This is a genomic window from Chitinimonas lacunae, from assembly GCF_042650885.1.
Lineage (GTDB): Bacteria > Pseudomonadota > Gammaproteobacteria > Burkholderiales > Chitinimonadaceae > Chitinimonas_A > Chitinimonas_A lacunae.
The window spans coordinates 3955142-3980036 of sequence record NZ_JBHSBU010000001.1; the positions used below are offsets into that span (position 1 = coordinate 3955142).

The 24895-nt window shown below is 65.1% G+C and carries 18 protein-coding genes; 13 read left to right on the forward strand and 5 right to left on the reverse strand.

Annotated elements, in window-relative coordinates; all coding sequences use genetic code 11:
• Positions 1-41 precede the first annotated feature (41 nt).
• A complete protein-coding gene (locus ACFOW7_RS16980) occupies positions 42-3134 on the reverse strand; it encodes an efflux RND transporter permease subunit (protein WP_378166512.1) in 3093 nt (1030 codons plus the stop codon).
• A 61-nt stretch (positions 3135-3195) separates the two neighbouring features.
• Positions 3196-4428: an efflux RND transporter periplasmic adaptor subunit gene (locus tag ACFOW7_RS16985; protein WP_378166514.1), complete on the reverse strand. Its 1233-nt coding sequence runs from the start codon at positions 4426-4428 to the stop codon at positions 3196-3198.
• Positions 4429-4974: 546 nt separating this feature from the next.
• Here ACFOW7_RS16985 and ACFOW7_RS16990 point away from each other — a divergent pair.
• Together ACFOW7_RS16990 and ACFOW7_RS16995 are read left to right on the forward strand one after the other, a co-directional pair.
• Positions 4975-6180, forward strand: coding sequence for an acetyl-CoA C-acetyltransferase (locus ACFOW7_RS16990; protein ID WP_378166516.1), 1206 nt, complete (start codon positions 4975-4977; stop codon positions 6178-6180).
• Between the two features lie 15 nt (positions 6181-6195).
• Positions 6196-8325 carry a 3-hydroxyacyl-CoA dehydrogenase NAD-binding domain-containing protein gene (locus ACFOW7_RS16995; RefSeq protein ID WP_378166518.1) on the forward strand — a complete coding sequence of 710 codons (2130 nt, stop codon included), beginning with the start codon at positions 6196-6198 and terminating at the stop codon, positions 8323-8325.
• 267 nt (positions 8326-8592) lie between these two features.
• Here the strand turns inward: ACFOW7_RS16995 and ACFOW7_RS17000 are convergent, their stop codons facing one another.
• Positions 8593-9231, reverse strand: a complete 639-nt coding sequence (locus ACFOW7_RS17000; protein ID WP_378166520.1) for a response regulator — start codon at positions 9229-9231, stop codon at positions 8593-8595.
• Between the two features lie 117 nt (positions 9232-9348).
• Between ACFOW7_RS17000 and ACFOW7_RS17005 the strand changes: the two genes are divergently transcribed.
• Positions 9349-9759 (forward strand): response regulator, encoded by a 411-nt coding sequence (locus ACFOW7_RS17005; RefSeq protein ID WP_378166522.1) that lies wholly within the window; start codon positions 9349-9351, stop codon positions 9757-9759.
• 152 nt (positions 9760-9911) lie between these two features.
• Positions 9912-10235, forward strand: a complete 324-nt coding sequence (locus ACFOW7_RS17010; RefSeq protein WP_378166524.1) for a hypothetical protein — start codon at positions 9912-9914, stop codon at positions 10233-10235.
• Positions 10236-10644: 409 nt separating this feature from the next.
• Here the strand turns inward: ACFOW7_RS17010 and ACFOW7_RS17015 are convergent, their stop codons facing one another.
• Both ACFOW7_RS17015 and ACFOW7_RS17020 read right to left on the reverse strand, forming a co-directional pair.
• Positions 10645-13509 carry a PAS domain-containing hybrid sensor histidine kinase/response regulator gene (locus ACFOW7_RS17015; RefSeq protein WP_378166526.1) on the reverse strand — a complete coding sequence of 955 codons (2865 nt, stop codon included), beginning with the start codon at positions 13507-13509 and terminating at the stop codon, positions 10645-10647.
• Between the two features lie 381 nt (positions 13510-13890).
• Positions 13891-14610: a substrate-binding periplasmic protein gene (locus tag ACFOW7_RS17020; RefSeq protein WP_378166528.1), complete on the reverse strand. Its 720-nt coding sequence runs from the start codon at positions 14608-14610 to the stop codon at positions 13891-13893.
• Positions 14611-14776: 166 nt separating this feature from the next.
• Between ACFOW7_RS17020 and ACFOW7_RS17025 the strand changes: the two genes are divergently transcribed.
• The 9 genes from ACFOW7_RS17025 (at position 14777) to ACFOW7_RS17065 (ending at position 24697) form a co-directional block, all read left to right on the forward strand.
• Positions 14777-15898 (forward strand): beta-ketoacyl-ACP synthase III, encoded by a 1122-nt coding sequence (locus ACFOW7_RS17025; protein WP_378166530.1) that lies wholly within the window; start codon positions 14777-14779, stop codon positions 15896-15898.
• 168 nt (positions 15899-16066) lie between these two features.
• Positions 16067-16561 carry a pantetheine-phosphate adenylyltransferase gene (coaD, locus tag ACFOW7_RS17030; RefSeq protein WP_378166532.1) on the forward strand — a complete coding sequence of 165 codons (495 nt, stop codon included), beginning with the start codon at positions 16067-16069 and terminating at the stop codon, positions 16559-16561.
• A 17-nt stretch (positions 16562-16578) separates the two neighbouring features.
• Positions 16579-17520 (forward strand): class I SAM-dependent methyltransferase, encoded by a 942-nt coding sequence (locus tag ACFOW7_RS17035; protein WP_378166534.1) that lies wholly within the window; start codon positions 16579-16581, stop codon positions 17518-17520.
• 67 nt (positions 17521-17587) lie between these two features.
• Positions 17588-18901 carry a Xaa-Pro aminopeptidase gene (gene pepP, locus ACFOW7_RS17040; RefSeq protein ID WP_378166536.1) on the forward strand — a complete coding sequence of 438 codons (1314 nt, stop codon included), beginning with the start codon at positions 17588-17590 and terminating at the stop codon, positions 18899-18901.
• Between the two features lie 2 nt (positions 18902-18903).
• Complete coding sequence (locus ACFOW7_RS17045; protein ID WP_378166538.1) at positions 18904-20085, forward strand: FAD-dependent monooxygenase; 1182 nt, start codon at positions 18904-18906, stop codon at positions 20083-20085.
• Between the two features lie 5 nt (positions 20086-20090).
• Positions 20091-21248 (forward strand): UbiH/UbiF family hydroxylase, encoded by a 1158-nt coding sequence (locus ACFOW7_RS17050; RefSeq protein WP_378166540.1) that lies wholly within the window; start codon positions 20091-20093, stop codon positions 21246-21248.
• 54 nt (positions 21249-21302) lie between these two features.
• Positions 21303-22070 carry a DsbC family protein gene (locus ACFOW7_RS17055; RefSeq protein ID WP_378166542.1) on the forward strand — a complete coding sequence of 256 codons (768 nt, stop codon included), beginning with the start codon at positions 21303-21305 and terminating at the stop codon, positions 22068-22070.
• A 14-nt stretch (positions 22071-22084) separates the two neighbouring features.
• Positions 22085-22831 (forward strand): energy transducer TonB, encoded by a 747-nt coding sequence (locus tag ACFOW7_RS17060; protein WP_378166544.1) that lies wholly within the window; start codon positions 22085-22087, stop codon positions 22829-22831.
• 45 nt (positions 22832-22876) lie between these two features.
• Complete coding sequence (locus tag ACFOW7_RS17065; protein ID WP_378166546.1) at positions 22877-24697, forward strand: DUF885 domain-containing protein; 1821 nt, start codon at positions 22877-22879, stop codon at positions 24695-24697.
• Positions 24698-24895 lie beyond the last annotated feature (198 nt).

Below are 24895 nucleotides of genomic sequence, written 5' to 3' on the forward strand. Positions count from 1 at the left end.
AGAAAAATGCGTTTTACGCATACCTAAACCGAACCGGCCGCTCAGCTTGCCGCACTGGGCTCGGACTGACGCCAGCGTCGCACCCGCTCACCCAGGCTATCGAAGAACAGATAGAGCACCGGGGTGATATAGAGGGTGATCAATTGCGAGAACAGCAGCCCGCCGACGACCGCCAGCCCCAGCGGCTGCCGCAGTTCGGCGCCAGCGCCCCAGCCTGCGGCAATCGGCACCGCGCCCATCATCGCCGCCAGGGTGGTCATGATGATCGGACGAAAACGCAGCAGGCAGGCGCTGCGGATGGCGCTCAGGGCATTGCTGTCACCATCGCGCCGGGCTTCGATGGCGAAGTCGATCATCATGATGGCGTTCTTCTTCACGATACCGATCAGCATCAGGATGCCGATGGTGGCGATCACCGTCAGTTCCATATCGAACAGCCGCAAAGTGATCAGCGCGCCGACGGCGGCCGAGGGAATGCCGGCGAGGATGGTGATCGGATGGATAAAGCTCTCGTACAGCACCCCGAGCAGCACATAGATGACCGCCACCGCCAGCAGCAGCAAGGCCAACTGGCTGGTCTGACTTTGCTGGAACACCGCTGCGTCGCCGCCCAGGCTGGTGATCACGGTCGCGGGCATGCCGAGCCGCTGCTTGGCCGCTTCGATCCTTTGCAGGGCCTGCGCCAGCGTAGCGCCGTCGGCCAGGTTGAACGACAGTGTCACGGCCTGGAGCTGGCCCTGGTGGTTGACCGAGGTCGGGCCGACGGTCCGCTCGACCGTGGCAAAGCTGGTCAGCGGCACCAACTGGCCCGAGGTCGAGCGCACGCGCACCCGTTCAAAGGCAGTTTCGTCGCTGCGGAACGGATTGTCGAAGCGCATCAGCACGGCGTAATCGTCGGTCGGGGTGTAGATGGTGGCCACCTGCCGCTCGCCGAAGGCACCGTACAGCGTGTCGCGCAGCGTCTGCATATCGATGCCGAGTTCGGCGGCGCGGTCACGGTCGATCCGCAGCGAGGCTTGCAGGCCGCGCAACTGGGCATCGGTGGTCACATCGCGCAGCAGCGGCTCGGTCTGGACCGCCCGCATCAGCGCTTCGGCCCAGCGGTTGAGTTCGTCGGCCCTGACGCTCTGCATCACGTACTGGTAGCGGCTCTTGCTGCTGCGGCCGCCCAGGCGCAGGTTCTGGATCGGGTTGAAGAAGGTGCGCACGCCGGTGATCTGGGCCGTATCGCGCCGCATGCGCTCGATCACCGCCTTCATCGGCGGGCGCTTGTCCTTGGGCACCAGGGTGACGAAGAATCGGCCCGAATTATTGCTGTTGATGCCGCCACCCACCACCGACACCACCTGGGCCACATGCGGATTGGCCCGCAGCTTGGCTTCGACCTGGCGTTGCAGCGCCAGCATGGCCGGGTTGGCAATATCCTGTGCCGCTTCGGTGCCGACGCTGATTTCACCGATGTCCTCTTCGGGGAAGAAGCCCTTGGGGATCTGGATCGAGAACCAGGCAGTCAGCGCGAAGGTCGAGAGCGCCACCACCAGGACGAAGCGGCGGTGCTGGAGGGCCCAATCGAGGCTGTCGCGGTAGAGCCCGAGCAGCCCGTCGAAAAATCGCTCGAAGGCGCGGCTGACCGGGCCGGCCGAGGCTTCATGGCTGCCCGGTTTGAGAAACAGCGCGCACAGCATCGGAATCAGCGTCAGCGAGGCCAGCGCCGACACCAGGATCGCCAGCGACACCACCACGGCGAATTCATGGAACAGCCGGCCGATCACCCCGGGCATATAGAAGATCGGGATAAACACCGCCACCAGCGACAGCGAGATCGACACGATGGTAAACCCCACCTCGCGTGCGCCCTGGATCGCCGCTTCAAACGGCTTCATGCCTTTTTCGATATGGCGGACGATGTTTTCCAGCACCACGATGGCATCGTCGACCACCAGCCCCACGGCCAGCGTGATGCCGAGCAGCGAGACGTTGTTGAGCGAATGGCCGAAATAGGCCATCAGCGCGAAGGTGGACACCAGCGACACGGGCAGGGTGACGGTCGGGATCAAGGTGGCCGACAGCTTGCGCAGGAACAAGAAGATCACCATCACCACCAGCGCCACCGTGATGCCGAGGCTGATATTGACGTCGTGGATGGCTTCCCGGATCGAGACCGAGCGGTCGCTATAGAGCTGAAGCCGGATCGAGGCCGGCATCTGCGACACCAGCTTGGGCACCACCTGGCGGATGGCGTCGATCACCGCCACGGTATTGGCGTCGGGCTGCCGCTGGATGGCCAGCACCAGGCCTCGTTCACCATTGATCCAGGCGCCGCTTGAAATCGACTGCACGCTGTCCTCGACCCGCGCCACATCGCTCAGTCGCACCACGCCGCCGGGACGCTGCGCCACCACCACCCGGGAGAACTCGGCTGCGTCGCGCAACTGGCGGTTGGCTTCAATGATCAGCAACTGGCGCTGGCCTTCGAGCTGGCCGACCGGGGTATTGGCATTGGCAGCGCGCAGCGCGGCCGAAACTTCGGCCACGGTCAGATTGCGCGCGGCCAGCCGGTCGGGGTCGATCTGCACCCGCACCGCATATTTCTTCTGACCGTAGACATTGACCTGGGCCACGCCGTTGATGGTCGATAGATTGGGCGAAATCAGGTTTTCGGCGAAATCGTTGAGCGCCGACAGCGGCAGCGCCGGCGAAGTCATGCCGATCAGCAAGATGGGCTGGTCGGCCGGATTGACCTTGCGATAGAACGGCGGGCTGCTCATATCGTCGGGCAGGCTGCGCTGGGCGCGCAGCAGTGCGGCCTGGACATCGACGGCGGCCTTGTCGATATCGCGGCTTTCGTCGAATTCGAGCGTGATCGAGGTCTGCCCCGGGCTCGAGGTCGAGGTGATCAGATTGAGCCCGGCGATGGTGGCGAACTGCTTCTCCAGCGGCGTGGCCACCGAGGCGGCCATGGTCTCGGGGCTGGCACCGGGCAGATTGGCCGAGACATTGATGGTCGGGGTGTCGAACGAGGGCAGGGCGGCGATCGGTAGCTGCCGGTAGGCGAACAGGCCCAGCACCACCACGGCGATCGACAGCAGGGTCGTCATCACCGGGCGGCGGATACAGAGTTCGGACAGATGCATGGTCGTGGGCTTCGCGGCAAGAAGAACGAAGCGGACGGCCGGGCCGTCCGCGCGGCGGAGGTCAGCTGGTCGGTGCGGCCGGTTGAGAGGCGGGACGGGAGACGTCACCACGCTGGGCGTCACCACGCTGGGCGTCACTACGCTGGCCATTGCCACGTCCACCGCCCCCACCACGCGGTCCGCCTTCGCTCACCTTGGCACCGGGACGCAGATTCTGGCCCCCTTCGGCCACCACCTTGCGGCCGGCTTCGAGGCCATCGACCACGGCGAACTGGCGGTCGTCGCGGCTGACGATGCGCACCAGCCGCACCGGTCGGGCGCTGACCTGCTGGGCCGCATCGACCAGATAGACGAACTGGCCTTCGGGACCGGTCTGCAAGGCGCCCGTAGGCAGCACCACCACGCCACGTTCCATGCCGAGGTCTACCGTGACCCGGGCAAACAGCCCCGGCCACAGCCGGCGTTCCTTGTTGGCGAATTCAGCCTTGACCCGGATGGTGCCGCTGGCATCGATGGCGTTATCGATAAAGTTGACCTGCCCGCTGAGCTTCTGGCCGTCGTCGAGTTCGACCTCGGCCTTGACCGGCCCGGCCGCCTGTGCGGTCAGCAGCCGGCGCAGCTCGCGCTCGGGCAGGGTGAAGGCGACGCCGATCGGGTCGAGCTGGGTCAGTCTGACCAGTGGCTCTGCCATGCCCGGTTGCACCAGGCTGCCCCGATGGACATCGATGGCGCCGATCCGGCCGGCAAACGGGGCTTTGATGGTCTGGTAGCCCAGTTCGACCTGGCTGCCCTGCAAGGCGGCATTGCTGGCGGCCACGCTGGCGCGCAGGCTGTCCACCGTGGCGGCGGCGCTGTCGACGGCGCTTTGCGAGACAAAGGCCTGTCGGTGCAATTCGCGGGTACGGGCCAGATTGCGTTCGGCGTCGGCCAGTTGGGCGCGGTCACGCGCCAGTTGGGCGGCCGATTGGCTGGTACGGGCAGCCTCGGCCCGGCTGTCGAGCGTGAACAGGGTCTGGCCGGCTTTGACATCGAGCCCTTCGCGCACATGGATCTGCCGTACCGTACTGGCGATCTGCGGCCGCAGTTCGACCTGCTGTAGGGCGACCACATTGCCTTGGGCGGTGATGCGCAGCGGCACATCTTCGCTGCGGCTGATCACGGTGGTGACGAGCTGGGGCCGCTCGCCACGTCCTCCCGGCCCTTCGGCGGGCTGCTGGGCGGGTTTCAAGGCGGCGTAGGCGACAACGGCGGCGAGCGCGCCACCTCCCAGCCAAACAGCAAGGCGACTGGCCATACGAAATAAACCCTGTAAATGGAATGAAACCGCCGACCGGTAGGTCGCGGCTCAGAATATGAGGAAAGCACAACGAGTTTAGCATTCCGATTGTCATAAACTATTTCGGAATGGTAACGGTTGTTACAAGCTGCGATCTGCCTGCCGACCACGCTGTGCCTGGTTCGGCAAGTGCGATGCCCAGCGTGGCGGCGTCTGTCTGAAAGTGGGCCGGCGTGCTCGCGCTTTCCTTTCTCTTGGTGGCGGCGGAGGCAGCTTAAGGGCGTTTCGGCTGACGCATCCCACCCCTCTTGTCTACCCCGCTGTTTTGTCCTGACGAACCGCCTGGGGCCTCGGCGGTGGGCCTTTCGCCTGAGCCGGTTCGGCGCCGATTGCCTATGGTTGTTACTCAATAGCGCGGTCGCGGCGACGTGGTGCTGTTGCGCCGCCGCCGTGCCAAGCGGGGCGGCCATGGTGTAGTGGCGGTGACGGCGCTATGCTCGGCGGGTTTTTATCGAGCGCTCGCTCGAATCCAAACCAATCGGAACGGCGGACAAGGAGACGACGATGACCGAGGCTTATATCTACGACGCCGTGCGCACGCCGCGTGGCAAGGGGAAGGCCGATGGCAGTCTGCATGAGGTCAAGCCGGTGACGCTGCTGACCGGCCTGATGGCTGCGTTGCAGGCGCGTACCGGGCTTGATACGGCGCAGGTGGATGATGTGGTGCTGGGCTGTGTCACCCCGGTGGGCGACCAGGGCGGCGATATTGCCAAGACCGCCGCGCTCGCCGCCAGCTGGGACTGGAACGCTGCCGGGGTGCAGGTCAACCGCTTCTGCGGCTCGGGCCTTGAAGCGGTCAATCTGGCGGCGCAGAAGGTGCGTTCGGGCTGGGAAGACCTGGTGGTGGCAGGCGGCATCGAATCGATGTCGCGCGTACCGATGGGCTCGGATGGCTGGGCCATGGCGACCGACCCGGAAACCAGTCTGGCGCTGGGTTTCGCGCCGCAGGGGATCGGGGCCGACCTGATTGCCACGCTGGAAGGCTTCGATCGGGCGGCGGTCGATGCCTACGCCGTGACCAGCCAGCAGCGCGCGACGGCGGCACGCGCCGAGGGGCGTTTCTTGCGGTCGGTGGTGCCGGTGCGGGACCGGAATGGGGTGCTGATCCTGGCCGAGGACGAATTCATCAAGCCCAACACCACGGTGGAGGGGCTGGCCAAGCTGAGGCCCAGTTTTGCCCAGATGGGTGCGCTGGGCTTCGATGCGGTGGCGCTGGCGCGCTATCCGTGGCTCGAGCGGATCGAGCATGTCCACCATGCCGGCAATGCGTCGGGCATCGTCGATGGAGCGGCACTGGTGCTGATCGGCTCCGAGGCTGCCGGGCAGCAACTGGGCCTCGCGCCGCGCGCCCGCATCGTGTCGATGGCGCTGGCCGGAACTGATCCGACCATCATGTTGACCGGTCCGGCGCCCGCCACCCGCAAGGCGTTGGCCCGTGCAGGGCTCAAGGCGTCCGATATCGATCTGTTCGAGGTCAACGAAGCGTTTGCCGCCGTGGTGATGCGTTTTGCCCGCGAAATGGAAGTCGGCATGGAGCGGATCAACGTCAACGGCGGCGCCATCGCACTGGGCCATCCGCTCGGGGCCACCGGCGCCATGCTGCTGGGCACCGTGGTCGACGAACTCGAACGGCGCGGCGGCCGCTATGGCCTGGTCACCTTGTGCATCGGCGGCGGCATGGGTATCGCCACCGTGGTCGAACGGCTGTGAACGGGAGCGTTTGAGATGACCTCTAGCATTGATTTCCAACGCGACGCCGACGGCGTCGTCACTTTGACCTTCGATGCGCCGGGCCGGCGCGTCAATACCCTGGACAGCGCCTGCCAGGCCGACCTTGCCGCCGCCGTCGAGCGGCTGACGGCCGAGCCGCCGCGCGGGGTGATCCTGGCCTCGGCCAAGCGCAGTTTTTTCGCCGGGGGCGATCTGGAGCTGCTGATCGCGGTAAAACCGGCCGATGCCGAAGGTTTCTTTCGCGAAGTCGAAGCGCTCAAGCGCTCGCTGCGGCGGCTGGAAACCCTGGGCGTGCCGGTGGTGGCCGCACTGGGCGGTTCGGCGCTGGGCGGCGGCTGGGAGCTGGCGCTGGCCTGTCATTACCGCGTTTGTGTGGACGATGCGGCCATCGAACTCGGCATGCCTGAAGTGACGCTCGGCCTGATGCCGGGTGCCGGTGGCGTGACCCGCACGGTGCGCCGGCTCGGTCTGCAAGCTGCCTTCGACTATCTGGTCGAGGGCCGGCGTTTCGACCCGCGTCATGCGCTCGAAGCGGGGTTGATCGACCAGTTGGTGGCCGATCCGGCGCAATTGGCCGCGGCGGCACGCTCGCTGATCGAGGCCCATCCCGAATCGCGCCAGCCGTGGGATCGCGAAGGCTGGCGTCTGCCCGGTGGGGCGCCGTCGAGTCCCCAAGTGGCCCAGGCGCTGATGGCAGCCCCGGCGATGCTGCGTGGCCGCACCCATGGCCGTTATCCAGCGCCCGAGGCGATTCTGGCAGCGATGGTCGAAGGAGCGCAGGTCGATTTCGATACCGCCAGCCGGATCGAAAGCCGCTGGTTCACCTCACTGGCCACCGGCCAGGTCGCCAAGAACATGATCGGCGCCTTGTGGTTCGACCGGAATGCCGTGTTGTCGGGCGCGAGCCGCCCCGATGCCGTACCACGGACCCGCTTCAGCCGCATCGGCATCCTCGGCGCCGGCATGATGGGGGCCGGGATCGCCTACGCGGCCGCCAGCCGTGGTATCGAGGTGGTGCTCAAGGACATCGATCTGGAACGGGCCGAACGCGGCCGCGCCCACAGCGCCCGTCTGCTCGACAAGCGGCTGGCGCGCGGCCGGATCGACGCGGTTGAGCGGGATGCCGTGCTGGCGCGTATCCAGCCGACCGACTCGGCGGCCGATCTGGCCGGTTGCGAGTTGGTGATCGAGGCGGTATTCGAAGATCGCCAACTCAAGGCCCAGGTGACGCACGAAGCCGAGGCGGTGCTCGATGCCGAGGCAATGCTGGCAAGCAATACCTCGACGCTGCCGATCAGTGGTCTGGCCCGCGCCAGCGAGCGGCCGCAGCGCTTTATCGGTCTGCATTTCTTCTCGCCGGTCGATCGGATGCAACTGGTCGAGATCATCCGGGGCGAGGCCACCGACGATGCGACAGTGGCGCGGGCCTACGATTTCGTGCGCCAGCTCGGCAAGCTGCCCATCGTGGTCAACGACGGACGCGGTTTCTTTACCAGCCGGGTGTTCGAAGCCTATGTCAACGAAGGCATGGCGATGCTGGCCGAAGGCGTGGCCCCGGCACTGATCGAGCGCGCGGCCCAGATGGCCGGGATGCCGGTCGGGCCGCTGGCAGTGGTCGATGAGGTCAGCCTGACGCTATGCCGCCATATCGCCCGCCAGACCGAGGCCGATTTCGCAGCCGAAGGACGGCCTTATCCGCGCCATCGGGCCGAGTCGGTGATCAAGCGGATGCTCGACGAGTTCGGCCGCGCCGGCCGGGCCGCCGGTGCCGGTTTCTACGACTATCCCGCCGACGGGGAAAAACGGCTGTGGCCGGGGCTTGCGGCCTTCGGCGGTCAGGGCATCGTGCCGGTGGAGGAACTGGTGGACCGTTTCCTGTTTATCCAGGCCCTGGAAACACTGCGGGCGGTCGAGGACGGTGTGCTGCGCCATGCGCACGACGCCAATATCGGCTCGATCTTTGGTCTGGGCTTCCCGGCCTGGACCGGCGGCTCGCTGCGTTTCCTCGAGCAATATGGGCTTGAGGCCGCGCGCGAGCGGGCACAGGCGCTGAGACAACGCCACGGCGAGCGCTTCGCGCCGCCGGCGCGGCTGCTGGCGGCGCAGGGGCGGTTGTTGGATTGAGCCGCGACCCACCGGCCGCAACCGGTGGGTCGCTCGCCGTAAAAGGACAGGGAGGCCCGCCTGGGTGGCCTCCCTTGTCGTATCTGCTGATTGGCCAGTCGGATTGGTTGGGGGTGGATGGAGTCCTATAATTTTATGTTTTTTATATTAACAAGAGACAGTGTTGCAAATATTTTGCACGAATATTTATTTTATTGATGGGCTTCCTCTTTGGTCCCGCTCCACCGCTCCTTCCATCCCAAGCCATCCCACCAACGCGGGAATTCCTCAATCGAGGCTCAACAGCCCCAGTCGCGTCGCCTGCTTGATCAGACTGGCCACATCGTGCACGCCGAGTCGTTCGCTGAGCTGGGCGCGGTGGAATTCGACGGTTTTCGGGCTGATCTGCAATTCACGGGCGATCTGTTTGGTGCTGAGTCCACGGACGACGGCTTGCAGGACATCGAGTTGGCGTGGGGTCAGCAGCAGGGAGGACCTTGCGGGGCTTTGCGGGGGAGGGGAGTGGGCGGCCGAGGCGATCACATGGCCGGCGACGCGTGGGCTCAAATAGTGGTTGCCGCGGTAGACGGCATCGAGGGCGATTTCCAGCTCGGCCAGCAGCAGATCCTTGACCAGATAGCCCTGGGTGCCGGCCTTGAGCGCAGCCAGTACCGTATCGCGCTCTTCATTGCCCGACAGAATGATCAGGCGGGTCTGGCTGCCTGCGCTGCGCAGCCTCTCCGCCACTTCGATGCCGGAGAGGCCGGGCATATTGATGTCCATCAGGGCGATGTCCGGTTGCCGGGCCAGGATCATCGCCAATGCCGCATTCCCATCGACCGCCTCGCCCACGACCTCGAAGCGCCCCAGCTGACCGACCAGCGTCAGAATGCCGACCCGTACCAGCGAATGATCATCGGCGATCACGATGGAAACGGATGGCTGGGGTGATCCAGAGGGTGACATAGGGGGAACGGGACAAAGAAGCTAGGGTCAGCATAGGATGAAGCAATCCAACCCGCTATCGTGCTTCCCGTTTCTGCCATGCCTACTCAAAACGTTCCTTTGACTCCCCTGGTCGGTCGGCGCATTTTGCTGGTCGAGGATGCCCGGGTGAACCAGTTGATCCTGACCCGCTGGCTGCGCGGCTGGGGGGCTGAGGTGATCTGTGCCGATACCCTGGCACAGGCACGCAGCGTGCTGTGCAGTGTGCCCGCTTTTGATGGCGTCCTGGTCGATCGTCATCTGCCCGATGGCTACGGCACCGAGTTGCTGCCGCAACTGACGCACTGCCCCCATGTGCTGGCCATGACCATGATCGACCAGGACAGTGACCAGCTTGACCTGCTGGCGGCCGGTTTCGATGAGGTGTTGCCGAAGCCTGTCGATCCGATCCGCCTCTATGCTGCCTTTTCCGACTCGGATAATAGAGGCATGCCCTCGCAATCATCCTAGGGGTGAGCCCAGGAATCCTCCGGGTGGGCAGCTGTAAGGTTCGAACGTAGGCTAAGTCGGTAGCGGGACAGACCGTTCCCCTTCTTTGTGAGAGTGAGTTACCCATGTCTGCCAGTTCGTCCGCCCCTTACCGGTTTTTCGATCCTGACAAAATGCTGGCTGATCTACAGGGCGACCGTCGCAGCCTGTGCGAGTTGGCCCAATCCTATCTGAGCGACCTTGACCGCCATCTGGCCATGCTGATCTCCGACGAGGATCTGATCTGTGAAGCCGCACACCGGCTGCGCACTGCGTTCAGCATCTTCCACGCCAGCCGAGGCAGTGCCGTGGCGCGCGATGTGGAGCGAATCTGCCGTGCCGGTGAAGTGCTGTCCGATGCGCTGCTGCGCTCGCTGCTGTTGGAAACCACAGGGCTGGGCGAAGAGCTGCAACGCTATCTTGAACTGACGCCACAATACAGAAGTCCGGTGGTGTGAGCGGCACGGTCTGTCCACGGCCTGGGACCAGGTGGCGCGACCTGTCCTGGCTTCCCCTGTGCGGGCCGGCAAGCTCTCGATATATCGCTTATCGCGTCAAGGCCGTGCAGTCGTCAGGACATTCTTGATTAGTGTCCGGGTCGGACCGGACCCGAACGGATGCGCCAGCCCCGCTGCCGGCTCGTCCACAACCCCGGCCGAGCGTCAGCAAGCGTCAGAGGACGTGCAATGCGCCTGGTCGGTTGGATTCGGCGCATACTTGGGTCCGGCTGGGGCATCAGCTAGAGGGTGCTGGATAGATTTGTTTATTTTCAAACCTATATGGCACTTTCTCTTGAAGATGTTTTTCCTGAATTTTTTCCTTCTTGCTGAAATATCGTCCTGACAGGCGCAAGCCCCATTGCCTTGCTTATGGATTGTCGAGACAGTTGACTTCGCCATGCGGGAACGGGTCAGTCGGCGTCTGAAAGCGCGACAGGTCTTCGTCGAAGCTGGTCAGGGTATGCGGTGGATCGTCATTGGCCGGCTGGGTGTCGCTGACCAGCCGGCTGATTTCGGCCAGCCGTGACTCAGCCGGAGCGGGCCGGCTCAGCGGTTCGTCGCTGGCCGATCCGGCATCGAGGCAGTGCAGCAGGGTATTGAGCAGCGCACAAGGGCGGATCGGCTTGGGCTGACAGGCCGCCGCGCCCAACTGCTGCGCCGCCTCGCCCGGATTGCCCAGCAACAGCCGCACGGCATGCGGTTGGGCGAGGCGGGCCTGTTGCGGCAGGTCGGTGCCATCGGGCAGATATTCATCGAGCAGCACTATCTCGTAGTCCTCTTCCTGGCAGAGCCGGCGTGCCACCTCGGCATTGCCGGCGACCCGGACCACCATTCCCCAGCGGCTCAGCAGTGCCGCCAGCGTCTGTCGATTGAAGCGGTGATCGTCGACGATCAGCACCCGCCAGCCTGCCAGCTTGGCCGGCGAATCGGGCATCGGCTCGCTCTGTAGCGCCGCGACCTGCAGGGGCAGCTCGACGCGGAAACGGTTTCCCCATCCCGCCTGGCTGTGCAGGCTGATATCGCCGCCCATCAGCCGGGCCAGCCGCTGGCTGAGGGCGAGGCTCAGCCCGCTGTGGCTGTCTTGATGGGCGTGGGGTCGGTTGATCTGGCTGAACGGGTCGAAAAAGCCCGCCAATTGGTGCGGTGGAATGACCGGGCCGTTATCGAATACCGTCAGAACCAGACGCGGCCCAGCTGGCGTTTGCGCCAACACTTCGACCTCCAGGCCGATTTCGCCGTGCAAGGTGACACGGAGCGCCTGCTCAAGCAGATGGCTGATGATCTGCTGCAAGCGCTGTGGGTCGCCCGTGAGCTGGTCGGGCAGATCGGGCGCCAGCGCGCAGTCGAGCGCCAATCTTCTGGCTGAGACGTGCTGTCGCAGCGGAGCGAGCGTGTCGTGCAGCAAGCTGCCCAGCGAGAACGGCACTTGTTGCAGCTCAAGCTGGCCCGTTTCGATCTTGGCCAGGTCGAGCATATCGTCGATCAGATTGCGCAGTGCCGTGCCGCAGGTATGGGCGATTGCCAGATTCTCGCGCGGCTCGTCGTCGAGCCGGGCTTGCAGCGTCAACGTGATGGTGCCGAGCAGCGCATCGGTGGTGGTGCGGAGTTCATGGCTGAGATTGACCAGCAGAGCATGCTTGGCCCGATGGGCCTGTTCGGTGGTTTCCCGGAACTGGGCCAGGGTCTGCTCAAGCAGCGTCTGCTCGGTGACATCGCTATGGAGCAGCACCTGGGTGCCGTCGTCGGCCGAGCTATGGCGCTGACTGATCCAGCGGCCGAAGACCTGTACCGGCCGGGAGGCTTCCTCGCCGTGCGTGTCCGACAGCCAGTGCTTGATAAAGTCCTCTTCACTGGCGAAACCGCATTGCTGGGCGGTGTCGGCGCTGCGGTAATAGCGGCGCAGGATCTGGTCCATGCGCTGCCCCGGCTGCAAAAATGGCCGCAGCCCCGGATGGAAGCGCTGAAAAGCCAGATTGCACATCAGCAGCCGTTGGTCACGCTGGTAGATCAGCACCCCGACATCGAGCGATTCGATGGTATCGAGCAACTGGCGTCGTACCCGCTCCGCCTGCTCGTTGGCCAGCTTGACCTCGGTGTAGTCGAGGATCAGGCCGTCGATGGCGTCGAGCGTCCCGTCAGGCAGATAACGTGGCTGACCGCGCTCCAGCACGCGACAGACCCGGCCGTCGCGCCGCTCGATCTGGTATTCGATCTCATAGCCGCTGCGGGACTGGACCGCCCGGGCGATCTGCTCCTGACGCATCCGTGCCACGGCGGCGTCGGGGAAGTCGTGATTGGTACGGAAGTCTTGGGCCGACCAGCCGGTCAGCCGGCTCAGCCCTGCCGACACAAAAGCAAACGGGTAGGGCGGACTCGGCAGCAATTGATGGACACCGCCCGGCAACTGATCGAGCAGTTGCGCCAGCCGCATCTCGCTGTCAGCCAGTGCGGCCTCGGTCTGCGTCTGCCGGGCCAGCAGCCGGTCGATGGCTTCGGCCAGCGCGGGCAAGCCCGCTTGCGGGGCACCGCTGTCGGTCGGCGCCGGCACCCGGTGCAGCAACTGGCCGATCAACACCGGTTCGGCCCCGAGCAGCTGGTGCAGGCGATAGCGGCTCCAGGCCAGGAAAGCCAGGGTCGACAGCAGCAAGGTCAGCACCAGCACTAGCCCTTCGCGCCCCAGGTTTTGCAGCGAAGCGTCGATCTGTTCGGTCTGTTGCTGATAGCGGTTTTGCAGCGTGAGATGGAATTGCTCGGTACGGCTGATCAGCCGTTCGATCTGGAGGGTGAAGCTGTGGGGCAGCGCTTGGCCCCGTCGCTTGGCTTCGCTGGAGGTGCCGCTGAGACGGGCGGCGATGATGTCGAGCCCGCCGGCATGGGCCCAGTCGAGTCCCTGGATCAGTTCTTCGAGGGTCTTACTGTCTTCGGGCAACGCCGTGCGCAGCGCGTCGAGTTTCTGTCGGGCGGCCTGATAGTGGCGTTCAGCCGCCGGCAGCGAAAAACTGTCCTGGGTGCTGCCACCTGTGACGATGAACTGCTGCAACTGCGAGGCGTGATAGCGCAGGTCGGCCACGGTACGCAGATGCGGCCGCAGGTGCTGGACGGTGGCTTCGCTTTGCTGCAGCTGCCGATAATCGGCCAGCGCCACTGCCAGCAGACCCAGCGTTGCCAGGGTGAGGAAGCAGGCATACCAGAAGTAATGCCGCCCAATGCTGAATTGCCTCACGGAGTCCATTAATCGCGCCTTGGACAAGAACCCGGCGATCGGCCGCCGCACCAGACCGACCACCCGGTGATGCACCAGGCAGACTGCCACCCATGACGATTGCCCACTGTAAATCCTGCCAAGGCGAAAGTTAGCTAGGTGAGTTACCGGGAAAGGCTTAGGGAGAATACCGGGAAGGCTGTCATAAACGAGGTATCTGGCCGTTGCGCGGGCTGGCCTCTCCAGCGTCTCGTCCAGAAAACTGACTTCAACAGGACGGGCCGCTCAACAGTCGGCCCGAATCCTCGGCTGCCTGGACGCCTCTTCCACGCCCAATAAGAAGCGGAAAGTCCCGGTCGGTGTTGGGTTGGATGCGTCGGACACGCTGACGCCGAATCGGCGGGACATGCGCTAGCGCAGCGGCCGCTCCAGGTATTTGCTGTGGATACGCTCGACACTGCCGTCCTGGCGCATCTCGGCCAGGGCCTGGTTGAGCCGTTCCACCACCTCGTCGCCGACGCCCGGGTTGCAGGCCAGATACATTTCGGTCTGGTGAAAGCTCAAGGCCAGCCGGAACGGACCAAGGTTCTCCTGCTGGGCCAGATAGGCACCGAGCAGACGGCCGGTGGCCCAGAAGTCGATCCGGCCCAGCGCCAGCTTGCGGGCGTTCAGGTTGTCGGCGATGGCGTCCTCGACCCGGTAGCCGTAGTCGTGCAGATAGTTGGAGACGGCATCGTCCTGATAAGCCCCGAGCAGATAGGGGCGGGCGTCCTCGATACGGTTGAGCGTCACCTTGTTGTCGGCGCGGGTATACAGCACCCAGTCATTGCTGACCAAAGGGCCGACCCATTTGAAATTGCTTTCCCGCTCAGGCGTGCGGGTGGTGGAGTAGACACAGGTCTCATCGCGGGTGATCGCCATTCGGTAGGCGCGCGACCAGGGGTAGAGGCCGATATCGAATTCGATCCGGGTGCGGCGGGACAGCTCGCGCAGCAGCTCGGTCGAGATGCCGATAATGGTCTGGCCGCCATCGAGGCTCATATTGAACGGCGGATAGTTTTCGGTGGTCGCGATCAGGGTTTCGCCATAAGCCGGCGACAGCAAGGCCAGCGCTAGCAGGAAGGATTTCATGGCACAGCTCCTTATCGACCAGCATAGCCGGCGTGCCTCGGGCTTGCCGTCGAGCGAGCGCTTTCTTGGCGGACGCGGCTGCGCTAGAATCCTGCGACTTTTGACCGCGTCCTCCCGTCGCCCCGCTCCGGGGCGGAAAAATCCAAGCTCCTCAGAGGGTTAGCATATGAACCAGACCGCCGTGATCACCGGCACCGGCCTCTATACGCCGCCGCATGTCATCTCCAACGAGGAGCTGGTGGCGAGCTTCAATACCTATGTCCAGCGTTGGAACGCCGCCAACGCCGCCGCCATCGCGGCAGGCACGCTGGAGGCCAAGCAGGAATCATCGGTCGAATTCATCGAGAAAGCCTCGGGGATCAAGCAGCGCTATGTGCTCGACCGCGAAGGCGTGCTCGACCCGGAACGGATGGCGCCACGGCTGCCGGCCCGCAGCAATGACGAGCTGTCGATCATGGCCGAGATCGCCGTGGCCGCCGCCCGCGAAGCGCTTGAGCGCGCCGGCCGCAGCGCGGCCGATATCGATGGGGTGATCTGCGCGGCTTCCAATATGCAGCGCGCCTATCCGGCGATGGCGATTGAAATCCAGCAGGCGCTGGGCATTCAGGGCTGGGCCTTCGATATGAACGTGGCCTGCTCCTCGGCCACCTTCGGCATCGAAACGGCCGCCAATGCGGTGCGCACCGGCCAGGCGCGTGCGGTACTGATGGTCAATCCGGAAATCTGCTCGGCCCATCTCGAATGGCGCGACCGCGATTGCCACTTCATCTTCGGCGACGTCGCCACCGCAGCGGTGATCGAACGGGCCGACCTGGCCGTCACCCCGGGCTTTGAAATTCTCGGCACCCGGCTCGCCACGCTGTTCTCGAACAATATCCGCAACAACGCGGGCTTTCTCAATCGCTGCGAAGACCGCTGGGGCGACCTGCGCGACAAGCTGTTCATGCAGGAAGGCCGCAAGGTATTCAAGGAAGTCTGCCCGATGGTGGCCGAGCATATCGCCGCCCATCTGGCGAGCCTTGATCTGGCGCCGACGGCCGTGCGCCGCTACTGGCTCCATCAGGCCAATCTGGCGATGAATCTGCTGATCGGCAAGCGATTGCTCGATCGCGAACCGACGCTCGAAGAAGCCCCGGTGATTCTCGACCGCTACGCCAATACCTCGTCGGCCGGCTCGATCATCGCCTTCCATCTGCACCGCGACGATATGGCCGCGGGCGAGCTGGGGGTGATTTCCTCGTTCGGCGCCGGTTATTCGGTCGGCAGTGTGGTGCTGCGCCGCCGCTGAATCCACTCGATAGAAAAATTCAAGACAACAGCATGCAATACATGGTGCGGCTCTTGATGGAAAATAAATATTTTCTTGGTAAAACCGCCCAGCATCGCCGGGAGGCTGGCGGTGCTGCCGGGTGAGGCTGCTAGAATGGCGCCGACTCGAACCCAAGGAGGACCGCCCATGAAGCGCGCCGTATACGCCGGCAGTTTCGACCCTGTCACCAATGGTCATCTGTGGATGATCGAACGTGGCTACGAGCTGTTCGACGAGATGATCGTCGCTATCGGCGTCAATCCGGACAAGCGCTGCACGTTCACCGTGACCGAGCGTGAGAATATGCTGCGCGAGTGTACCCAGCACCTGCCCCAGCTCAAGGTCGCCACCTTCGAGAACCAGTTCCTGGTCAATTACGCCAAGTCGGTCGGGGCCAACTACATTCTGCGTGGCATCCGCACCGCCAGCGACTACGAGTACGAGCGGGCGATGCGCTATGTCAATTCCGATCTGGTGCCCGAGATCGCCACGGTATTTCTGATGCCGCCGCGCTCGATCGCCGAGGTCAGCTCGACCATGGTCAAGGGCCTGGTCGGTCCCGATGGCTGGGAGCCGGTGCTGAAGAAATACGTGCCGCCGCCGGTCCATCGCCGCTTTATCGAATTAAGCCTTAAAAGCTGAGGCTGGCTGCACGCCTGATGAGCAATTTCTCCGATCTGAAGAACCGGCTGGCCAAATCGGCCCGCCATTACGCCAAATGGGCCAAGCGGCAGGGGCTCGAATGCTACCGGCTGTATGACCGCGATCTGCCGCAGTTTCCGCTGGCCATCGACCGCTATGGCGAGCGCGCCCATATCGCCGAGTACGACACCGGTTGGCAGCAAAGCGATGAAGAACATGCCGCCTGGGTGGAAGCCGCCCGCGAGGCGGTGGCCGAGGTGCTCGGAATGCCTCCCGCGGCCGTCGCCTTCAAGATGCGGCGGCGCCAGAAGGGCCTTGCTCAATATGAGAAAACCGGGGCCGAGGGGCAGGACTTCGTGGTGGTCGAGCACGGTCGCCGCTTCTGGGTCAATCTCGACGCCTATCTCGATACCGGCCTGTTCCTCGACCATCGCAATACCCGCCATCGGGTCGGCAACGAGGCGGCCGGGCGGCGCTTTCTCAACCTGTTTTCCTATACCGGCAGCTTTACCGTCTATGCCGCCACGGGCGGCGCGCCCGAGTCGGTGACGGTCGATCTGTCCAATACCTATCTCGACTGGGCCGGGCGCAATTTCGCCCTCAATGGCCTTGACCCCAGCCGCCATCAGCGCGTGCGGGCCGATGTGTTCCGCTATCTCGACGAAGCGCGCGCCCGGCGCGAACGTTTCGACCTGATCGTGATGGACCCACCCAGCTTTTCCAATTCGGCCAAGATGCAGGGCGTGCTCGATGTGCAGCGCGACCACCGCCGGCTGGTCGACGACTGTCTGGCGCTGCTGTCGTCCGGTGGCACGCTGTATTTCTCGACCAATCTGCGCGGCTTCAGCCTCGATCCGGCGCTGGCGGCGCAAGGCCGCGACATCAGCGCGCAGTCGGTGCCCGAGGATTTCCGCAACCGGCGCATTCATCAGTGTTTCCGCTTCGACTCGCCGAGTTAGGCCGGCAGGCTATAATCCTCCGCTGGCGGGGCCGCCCGGCGCCGCCGTTGCCAGGAACACCGAACCGATGATGATTGCTACCGAACGCCACCAGGCCCGTCGCGCTGCGCTCAACGCGCGCCTGTCCGCCGGTCTGGTCGTCCTGCCGACCGCGCGGGTGCAACGCCGCAATAACGACAACGATTTCACCTTTCGCTTCGACAGCGATTTCCACTACCTGACCGGCTTTCCCGAGCCCGAAGCGGTGCTGGTGATGGTGCTGGGGGCACAGCCGCGCACCATCCTGTTCTGCCTGCCCAAGAACGAAACCATGGAAATCTGGGAAGGTTTCCGCTACGGCCCGGCCGCCGCCCGCGGTGAATTCGGTTTTGATGAAGCCTATCCGATCGAGGAATTCGACCAGCGCATGGTCGAACTGCTGGCCCACCAGCCGACGCTGTATTGCCCGGTCGGCGACGACGAGCGCTGGGATGCCCGTCTGATCGAGCTGATCAACCGCGCCCGCCGCCGTGGCCGGGGCTCTTACCATGCCGCGCCGCTCGGGCTGGTCGATATCCGCGCCACCATCGGCGAGATGCGACTGATCAAGGACGCCCATGAAGCCGACCTGATGCGCGAAGCGGGACGGATTTCGGCCGATGCCCATATCCGCGCCATGCGGGCCGCCCGGCCTGGCATGTTCGAATACGAAATCGAGGCCGAGCTGCTCCATGAGTTCTACCGCCGTGGCAGCCGCTATCCGGCCTATGGTGCCATCGTGGCCAGCGGCGCCAATGCCACCTGCCTGCATTACCACCAGAACGACCGCCGCATGGAAGACGGCGACCTGCTGCTGATCGACGCCGGTTGCGAGCTTCATGGCTATGCGGCCGATATCACCCGCACCTTCCCGATCAACGGCCGCTTCAGCGGTCCGCAGAAGGATGTGTACGAGCTGGTGCTGGCGGCCATGCATTCGGCCTTCGACGCGGTGCGGCCGGGTCGCCCGCGCGGCGATTACCATACGGCCGCCGTGCGCACCCTGACGGCCGGTCTGGTCGACCTCGGCCTGTTGCAGGGCGAGGTGGACGGCCTGATCGAGCAGTTGGCCTACAAACAGTTCTATATGCACGGCACCGGCCACTGGCTTGGCATGGACGTGCACGACACCGGCGAATACGAGGTCGATGGCGTGTCGCGTCCCTTGCTGCCCGGCATGGTGCTGACGGTCGAGCCGGGGCTGTATTTCCGGCCGGCGGCCAATGTGCCCGAGCATTTCGTCGGGATCGGCGTGCGGATCGAGGACGATCTGCTGCTGACCGAGGACGGTTTCGACAATCTGTCGGCCGGGGTGCCGAAGACCGTGGCCGAAATCGAAGCGCTGATGGCCGACCGGGCGTGACCATGACGGCCATTCCTGCCCATGTCGATCTGCTGATTGTCGGCGGCGGTCCGGTCGGTGGTGCCCTGGCGCTGGCCTTGCAGGACAGCGGCCGCTCGGTGGCCGTGATCGAGGCGCGGGCCGAGCCGGTGGGTGATGCCCGCGCGCTGGCCGTGGCCGAGGCGGCCGCCCAGCGGCTGGCCGAAATGGGCGCCTGGCCCGCTGCGGCCGCCTCGCCGATCCGGCGGGTCCATGTATCGCAACAAGGCGCGTTCGGCCGGGTGCTGCTCGATCGACACGACCTGAAGCTCGATGCCCTGGGCCATGTGATGCCCTATGCGGCATTGGCCGGTGCCATTCACCGTCGACTCCAGACGGTCGTGCCGCACTATCTGCCTGGCACCAGCGTCACCGGGCTGCGCACGCTCGATGGCTATGCGGTGGCCACGGTCGAGCGGGCCGGCGAGACCAGCCTGATCACCGCCCGTCTGGTGGTATTGGCCGAAGGTGGCCGACTGTTCGAGGCCGCCGGGCTGGAGCGGATCGAGCGCGACTATGCGCAGACCGCGCTGGTGGCGGAAATCCATTGCGACCGCGACCACGATGGCATGGCGTTCGAACGGTTTGCCAGCGATGGCCCGATTGCGCTGCTGCCCTTGCTGCCCGATCGGGCCGGCACGGCGCGCGGACGCTTTGCCGTGGTGTGGACGCGACCGCGCCACGATCCGCTGGCGGTCGCCACGCTCGACGACGCGGCGTTTCTGGCCGCCTTGCAGGAACGGCTGGGCGACCGTGCCGGCCGACTGCTGACGGTGGGGCCGCGGCAGGCGTTTCCGCTGCGGTTGCGCTGGGCACGCCGACCCTATGGCCGCCGGGTGGCGGTGGTCGGCAATGCGGCGCAGACGCTGCATCCGGTGGCGGGCCAGGGTTTCAACCTCGGTTTTCGCGATGCGCTGACGCTGGCGCGGCTGGTCCGCGCCTCGTCGCGCGAACAGCTGGGCGAGCCGGCCATGCTGGCGCGCTATGCCGAGCTGCGCCGGCTCGACAGTGGGGCCACCGTAGGATTCACCGACGGCCTGATCCGCCTGTTCGGCATTGACCGTCCGGCGCTGCGCCATGCGCGTGCGGCCGGCTTTATCGCGCTTGACAACCTGCCCCCCCTGCGTCGGCTGTTTGCCGAGCGCATGGTGTTTGGGAGCCCTTGACCATCATGTCCTCCACGCGCTACGACATCGCCATCGTCGGTGGCGGCCTGGTCGGTGCCAGCCTTGCGCTGGCCCTGGCCGACGGCCGTCGCCGTGTCTGTCTGATCGAACGGCAGACCGTGACGGCCCCGCCGGCCGACGATTCCTGGGATGCCCGGGTCTATGCCATCTCGCCCGGCAGCCGCGCCTTTCTCGCCCGCTTCGACGGTTTCCATATTCCCGGTTCGCGCCGGGCACCGGTGCTGGCGATGGATGTGCGCGGCGACCGGGGCGGGCGCATCCGCTTCGATGCGCTGGAAATGGCGGCCGACGAACTGGCCGTGATCGTGGAGAACCGCTGCCTGCTCTGGTCGCTGTGGCGCCGTTTCGACGAACGGATCGAGCGGCTGACCGGCGTCACGCCGACGGCAGTGTGGATCGAACCCGACGCCGCCACGCTGGAACTCGACGACGGCAGTTCGCTGAGCGCCCGGCTGCTGGTCGCGGCCGACGGCGCCAATTCCTGGCTGCGCCGCGAGGCCGGCATCGAATTCGAGCGTCTTTCCTACCATCAGCACGGCGTGGTGGCGAACTTCCAATGCGAGCGCGACCACGGCAGCGTGGCACGGCAATGGTTCCGTCATGACGGCGTGCTGGCCTGGCTGCCCTTGCCGGGGAACCGATTGTCCATGGTCTGGTCCACCGACGACGCTCATGCCAAGGCACTGCTGGACATGCCGCTGCCCATGCTGTCGTCAACGGTCGCCGACGCCGGCTGCCGCGTCCTCGGCGGGCTGACCGCCCTGGCGCCGGCGCAGGCGTTTCCGCTTGCGCTGGGTCGGGCCAGTGCGACCATCGGCCCGCGTCTGGCCCTGGTGGGCGATGCGGCGCATACGGTGCATCCGCTGGCCGGCCAGGGGGTCAACCTCGGCTTCGGCGACGCGCGCGAGCTGGCCGATCTGCTGGCCAGCCACGACGGCGACCCCGGTGACCCGCTGTTGCTGGCCCGTTATGCGCGTGGCCGGGCCGAAGATGTCCGGGCCATGCAGTCGGTCTGTCATGGCCTGCAACGATTGTTCGGCCATCCGTCCGGCACGGCAGCCGTATTGCGTAATCTCGGCCTGCGTCTGGTCGATGGCATGGGGCCGCTCAAGCGCGGTCTGATGCAACAGGCGTTCCGCTGACCACGTGCGCCGCTCCCGCTTTTCCCTACCCTTTGCCCATAGGATCTGAATTCGATGAAAGTCTTTGCCCAACGAAGCGCCGTGCTGCTGGCCGGTCTTACCCTGCTGGCCTGCGGGGCCAATGCTGCCGGTGCCAAGCCGCAGAAGGAAGGCGCCGCCAGCGTCGAAGCGGTCAAGGCCGAGGTGCAGAAGAAATTCCCGCAACGCCCGGTTTCCTCGGTGCGTCCGACCCCGGTCAAGGGCCTGTATGAAGTGGTGTTCGCCCCGCGCCAGGTGGTCTACACCGATGCCAAGGCCGACTATATGCTGGTCGGCGATCTGGTCGATGTGGCCCGCAAGACCAGCATGACCGAAGAGCGAGTGCGCGAACTGTCGCGGACCGACTTCTCCAAGCTGCCGCTCGACCAGGCGCTCAAGCTGGTGCGCGGCAACGGTTCGCGCAAGGTGGCGGTGTTCTCCGACCCGGACTGCCCGTTCTGCAAGCGCCTTGAACAGGATGTGATCAACAAGCTCGACAACGTCACGGTCTACACCTTCCTGTTCCCGCTGACCTCGCTCCACCCGGATGCTCCGCGCAAGTCCAATCTGATCTGGTGCCAGCCTGAGCCGCAGAAGGCCTGGACCGACTTCATGATCAACAACAAGCTGCCCACGGCCGCCCCGGCGCCCAACTGCACTGCACCGCTGGAAAAGATCCAGGTGCTGGCCGAGCAACTGGGCATCACCGGTACGCCGGCCATGGTGTTCGAGAGCGGCGATATTGTGTCGGGCGCGATTCCGATGGAGGAATTCGAACGGCAACTGGTAGCCAAGAAGCCTTAATCCCGCAGGGGGTGATGGTGGACCCACGCTGGCGTTTCGGTCTGACTCTGGCCGGATCGGTGCTGCTGCACGGCCTGATCCTGGCCTGGCCGGTCAAGCCGCTGGCGCCGGCGGCCGTCACGCCGGGCCTGTCGGTGCGTTTGCAGCTACCTTCGCCGCGCACCACCGCGGCGGCGACGCCGATATTGACCGGCAGTGGGATCGACAAGGTGGCGGCCGCCAGCGAGGCGGCACCGCCGCCGCCTGAACCGGTCGGTGCCGAGGCCCGGCCGGGCGAGCAGGAAGGTGCTGACGCCACGATCGAGATCAAGCCCTCGCTGCCGCAATGGCTGGCCGATCTGGCGCCCAGCGCCGATCCCACCTATTACGGCGCGGCCGATGTCGATGTGCGTGCCATGCCGCGCGGTGAGATCGAGGTGGAATTCCCGGGCGATCTGCCCCAGCCCAATGCCAGCGGCCGGGTGATGCTCGAAGTGCTGATCGATGAATACGGGGTAGTTGACGAAGTGACGGTGCTGTCCGCACTGCCGCCCGGGGTGTTCGAGGCCTATGCAATCCAGAGCTTTCGCCGCGCCCGCTTCTCCCCGGCCATCAAGAACGGCCGTTTCGTCAAAAGCCGCAAAGAGATCGATGTCTGCTACGGTGATTGCGACTCGGTGGCGCCCGTAGGCACGATCTTGCAGGTCGATGGTCTTGATGTAAAAAAAGATGCCAAATCTTTGCAAGACAATAAGCCGGGAAATCAGATAAATAAACAATAAACTCACCGGTGGCCGAGCTGCCGGCCGGAGAAGGGGAGAACCAGTATGTTGCGCCCGATGGCGATGGCTTTGTTGTGTCTTGGCTTGGGCGCCTGTGCCCTGTCACCCGGCTCGGCGCCGCCCGTCGCTGGCGCCGAACGTTCCCTGACCCCGGCCGCCGCCCTGCGTCTGCGCGTGCTGATGGACAGCTATCTCGAAGACGATCTGAAGCTCGCGCCCTGGCAGGCGATCTATTACGACGACTGGCGCTTTCTCGACCGCTTCGACGCCGACCTCGACGACAGCTACCTGGCTGCGCGGGCGACCCTGGAGCGGCGTTATCTGGCGGCGGTCGAGGCCATCGATGCCAAGTCGCTGCAAGGCGAAGACCGGCTGGCCTACGAGGTCTTCCGGCGCGACCGCGAGATGGAGGTGGCCGGGCTGGCCTTTCCCTGGCATCTATTGCCGCTCAATCAATACGAAAGTCCGGCCAATGATTTCGCCCAGCTGGGCTCGGGCGAGAGTACCCAGCCGTTTCAGACGGTCGAGCACTACCAGCGTTTCCTGCGCAAGGCCGACGGTTTTTCCGCCTGGGTCGATCAGGCCATCGAGCGACTCAAGGAAGGCCGGCGTCGGGGCATCGTATTGCCGCGGGTGCTGGTCGAGCGAATGCTGCCGCAATTGCAGGAACTGGGCGACGGCCCGCCCGAGCAGAGCGTGTTCTGGGGGCCGATCTCGCGTTTTCCCGCCAACTTCTCGGCGACCGACCGGCAGCGGCTGGCCGAAGCCTATCGGCAGAAGATCGCGACGGTGATCCTGCCGGCTTACCGGCGGCTCCATGCAATGGTGCGCGACGACTATCTGCCTTATGCCCGCCGCGATGCGGGCCTGGGCGGACTGCCCGGTGGTGCGGCCTGGTACAGCCATCTGGTGCGGCTCAATACCACCACCGACCTGTCGCCGGCGCAGATCCACCGGCTTGGCCTTGATGAAGTGGCACGGCTGCGGGCCGAGATGGAGAAGGTTCGGCAGCGGGTGGGCTTCCAGGGCGATCTGCACCAGTTCTTCGACCATCTCAAGACCGACCCGCGCTACTACTACCGCCGGGGCGACGAGGTGATCGCTGGCTATCAGGCACTCAAGGCCCGCATCAATGCCCGGCTGCCGCAACTGTTTGCCACGCTGCCCAAGCAGGATTATGTGATCCGCGAAGTCGAAGCCTTCCGTGCCGCCTCGGCCGCCGGCGCCTCCTACGAGCCCGGCTCGCCCGACGGCAGCCGGCCTGGCGTGTTCTTCGTCAATACCATCGAGCTGAGCGCCCAGCCCAAATTCGGTATGGAAACCCTGTCGCTGCACGAGGCTGCCCCGGGCCACCATTTCCAGAACAGCGTATTGCGGGCGCAGAGCCGGCTATCCAAATACCAGCGCTACAACGGCTATGTCGCCTACGGCGAAGGCTGGGCGCTGTATGCCGAGACGCTGGGGCCGGAACTGGGACTATTCCAGGACCCCTATCAGTACTACGGCCATCTGTCCGACGCCATGCTGCGGGCGATGCGGCTGGTGGTCGACACCGGCCTGCACGCCTACGGCTGGAGCCGCGAACGGGCGATTGCCTATATGCGCGACAATTCGAGCATGTCGGATGAGGACATCGTGCGCGAAGTCGAGCGCTATATGGCCGACCCGGGCCAGGCGCTGGCCTACAAGATCGGTCAGATGAAGATCCGCGAACTGCGCAACGAGGCCGAACGCCGGCTCGGCAAACGCTTCGATGTGCGCCAGTTCCACGACCAGGTGCTGCTGTCGGGCGAGCTGCCGATGGCGGTGCTGGAAAGCAAGATTCGGCAGTGGATTGCCAGTCAGGAAGGGAAGCGGGCGGGGTAGAGGCCGGCGCTCGGTGGGCATCCGGACTGTTTCCGCGGGGCGGACGCCGATTTAGCAATCCTGTCCAAGACTGCCAAATCGTAGGGTGCGTCAGCGCATTTCCATTTGAACCGGCATCGCCGCTAAGCCTGGTGAAGTACTGTACGCCTGCGCTTTGAGGTCCGGACACGCTGACGCCGAATTGGCTGGAAATGCGCT

What these genes read in the sequence shown, in the direction of transcription:
- ACFOW7_RS17060 (WP_378166544.1), top strand. Translation starts at nt 22,085, where the DNA reads ATGGTGGACCCACGCTGGCGTTTCGGTCTGACTCTGGCCGGATCGGTG.
- ACFOW7_RS17055 (WP_378166542.1), top strand. Translation starts at nt 21,303, where the DNA reads ATGAAAGTCTTTGCCCAACGAAGCGCCGTGCTGCTGGCCGGTCTTACC.
- ACFOW7_RS17015 (WP_378166526.1), bottom strand. Translation starts at nt 13,509, where the DNA reads ATGGACTCCGTGAGGCAATTCAGCATTGGGCGGCATTACTTCTGGTAT.
- ACFOW7_RS16995 (WP_378166518.1), top strand. Translation starts at nt 6,196, where the DNA reads ATGACCTCTAGCATTGATTTCCAACGCGACGCCGACGGCGTCGTCACT.
- ACFOW7_RS17065 (WP_378166546.1), top strand. Translation starts at nt 22,877, where the DNA reads ATGTTGCGCCCGATGGCGATGGCTTTGTTGTGTCTTGGCTTGGGCGCC.
- ACFOW7_RS16985 (WP_378166514.1), bottom strand. Translation starts at nt 4,428, where the DNA reads ATGGCCAGTCGCCTTGCTGTTTGGCTGGGAGGTGGCGCGCTCGCCGCC.
- ACFOW7_RS17045 (WP_378166538.1), top strand. Translation starts at nt 18,904, where the DNA reads ATGACGGCCATTCCTGCCCATGTCGATCTGCTGATTGTCGGCGGCGGT.
- ACFOW7_RS16980 (WP_378166512.1), bottom strand. Translation starts at nt 3,134, where the DNA reads ATGCATCTGTCCGAACTCTGTATCCGCCGCCCGGTGATGACGACCCTG.
- ACFOW7_RS17025 (WP_378166530.1), top strand. Translation starts at nt 14,777, where the DNA reads ATGAACCAGACCGCCGTGATCACCGGCACCGGCCTCTATACGCCGCCG.
- ACFOW7_RS17020 (WP_378166528.1), bottom strand. Translation starts at nt 14,610, where the DNA reads ATGAAATCCTTCCTGCTAGCGCTGGCCTTGCTGTCGCCGGCTTATGGC.
- ACFOW7_RS16990 (WP_378166516.1), top strand. Translation starts at nt 4,975, where the DNA reads ATGACCGAGGCTTATATCTACGACGCCGTGCGCACGCCGCGTGGCAAG.
- coaD (WP_378166532.1), top strand. Translation starts at nt 16,067, where the DNA reads ATGAAGCGCGCCGTATACGCCGGCAGTTTCGACCCTGTCACCAATGGT.
- ACFOW7_RS17005 (WP_378166522.1), top strand. Translation starts at nt 9,349, where the DNA reads ATGCCTACTCAAAACGTTCCTTTGACTCCCCTGGTCGGTCGGCGCATT.
- ACFOW7_RS17050 (WP_378166540.1), top strand. Translation starts at nt 20,091, where the DNA reads ATGTCCTCCACGCGCTACGACATCGCCATCGTCGGTGGCGGCCTGGTC.
- ACFOW7_RS17035 (WP_378166534.1), top strand. Translation starts at nt 16,579, where the DNA reads ATGAGCAATTTCTCCGATCTGAAGAACCGGCTGGCCAAATCGGCCCGC.
- ACFOW7_RS17010 (WP_378166524.1), top strand. Translation starts at nt 9,912, where the DNA reads ATGCTGGCTGATCTACAGGGCGACCGTCGCAGCCTGTGCGAGTTGGCC.
- pepP (WP_378166536.1), top strand. Translation starts at nt 17,588, where the DNA reads ATGATGATTGCTACCGAACGCCACCAGGCCCGTCGCGCTGCGCTCAAC.